This window comes from Nostoc sp. 'Peltigera membranacea cyanobiont' 213, assembly GCF_002245975.1.
Lineage (GTDB): Bacteria > Cyanobacteriota > Cyanobacteriia > Cyanobacteriales > Nostocaceae > Nostoc.
In genome coordinates this window covers 1-2,190 of the sequence record NZ_NOLI01000329.1, presented here as the reverse complement: position 1 = coordinate 2,190, position 2,190 = coordinate 1, and the positions used below count along the sequence as shown (strand labels likewise).

Here is a 2,190-nt window from a genome sequence, read left to right as displayed (position 1 = left end):
GGTGGCGATGGGTGTGGCGATCGCCCGCACTTCCCAAACTTGATTCTCGTTGGGTAAGATTAACGCACAGCGATCGCCTCCCGAATTTTGCAGAATAATTTGGGTAAGTTGGTAGAGCAGATCCTCTAATTGAATCGTCCTCGAAAGTGCTTGGGAGGCTTTGAGAATGGCAGCAAAATCGAGGGTTGTATTGATGCTGGAACTGCTAGAACTTTTGCTGTTGCTGGAGTGAAGGAAATAGGCGGGAGATACGATCGTTGCTAGTGTGCCTAACATTGTCACTGAGGGATCGGACTGCTGTAAAATTGGGCGGAGCAACTCTGGATAGCGATTTTCCAAATCATCAGTTTTAGCTTTAGCTCCCCAGTGGGCATAGCAGTAGTAAGCTTCTTGCATATAGCTGGCAGCGACTTTCTCTTTACCCCAATTGAGATAGAATTTGGCGGCGAGTTCGTTTGCTAAGGCTTCTTCTTGGATATATTCGTTGGCTTTGGCTCCAGATATGGCGCGATCGAACAGTTCAATTGCTTCTGCTTTCTGTCCTGATAAAATACTTAAAATAGCATTAACTAGATCGTATTTATGAGCAAAGTTTTCCGGGCAACTAATCGCCCAGAGACTGAGTTGAGCTTGGTTTGACTTAACTTTTTGAATGTAACTATTGTCTAAGCCTAGAGCATGAGTTCGACAGTATTCAGCTATCGCAATAGATTGATAGAAATTGATGGCTGCAACTTGGTATTTTCCAATAATAGTCCCAACAAGTTCTTCAGCCCCCTGTGCTGCTTTCACAGCCTCTTCATAGCGCCCGTAAAAACATAGAACTTTAGTTTTGAGGAGTAAATAATGGCAAATCGCATAGTCGCTGTTGTTGACTCTACAGGAATCAAGATGCTGCTGCTCAGTCGGGAGATTCTCCGCAGGAAAAGCTGTAAGTTCAGCCAGCCAAATATTTAATCCAGCGATCACATCCACAGCCAGTTGATAGTTAAGTTTCTTGGCACAAAGTTCTAAATATTCAGGAAGATTTTGCTGAATATTTAATAGACTTTCTCCTGCATAAAATGGATTGAGCAGCTTGTACATTAGAAGATTGCCTGAGAAAACCATCTCCCCAGACTGTAGTCCAGCGATTAATCCTTCATCAAAAATCGAATCTGAGCTACGCAGAGGACGCACCCAAGAAAGGAGATTATTCCCTAGCATATAGCAAGCTTTGCAGAGATTATCTGCTTGCTTAAATCGTTTGGCTAAACTTTTTGCAAGAACTCCAAATTCATAGCCCAGTTGATAGTCATACTGATAATATCCCAAGTACATTCCATAGGCAGAAAATCCGTTTCCTGATTCAGCTATTACGCCAAAGTTGAGAGATACTGAAACCATTGATAACGCAACGAGAAAGTATAGCTCTCCCTTCTGTAGAACATAAACTGGTACGATTAAATTATTGAGGATTTTGATAATCAAGTGCTTCTCTAGATCCGTAGCTTCTGGTTCATTGACCAGATCCTCTGGCTGGCGATTGGCTAATTTTAATTGAATCTCATTTTGGTATGATTCAAGTTTCTCTGGTAAGTCTATTTCTGATAAATCAAAATTCAAGCAAGACAATGCCTTTTGTCCATACTGAAGTGCTTCGAGGTACTGACCCTGCAAGGTGAACATCATAATCGCTAGGTTAAAGGCTTCAGCTCTGTCAATTTGTCGTTTGGCAAAGCTAGAGATTGTTTCAATAATGGCTAGAGAAGATTGAAAATCTCCAGACAAATACTTGGCTTCTGCTAAATTGAAATAGACATCTAGGGACTTTTCATAGTCTTGCTGCCAACTATTTGTCGGCAAACAGCGTTCAGCTGCGGTAAAGTAGTTTACAGCAACCCCATAGGCAGTCGCTTCTTTAGCCCTTTTCCCGGCAATGCAGTTTAGCCGTAAAAGTTCTGAACGTTCTTCCTGGCTTAGATGCAGATCGAAACCCTGATTTAGGTGATTAACGATCGCAAAAATTTTGCTACCTTGTTCTTCCGGCGAAGCGTTAGCCAGCAGAAGGTTGCCAATTTTGGAGTGAGTTGCTTGTTTTAAACCGTCAGGAATAAGAGAGTAAGCAGCTTGTTGGACGCGATCGTGGAGGAACTTATAATTTAGCGTTTCAGTTTGTGTGTTTTGGGTTGTATCCAATTCGCCCACATA

1 protein-coding gene is annotated in these 2,190 nt (G+C 42.2%); it reads right to left on the bottom strand.

The features are described from left to right. The coding region (locus CDG77_RS34635) for an ATP-binding protein (protein WP_442946468.1) at positions 1–2,190 on the bottom strand (2,190 nt) is incomplete at both ends.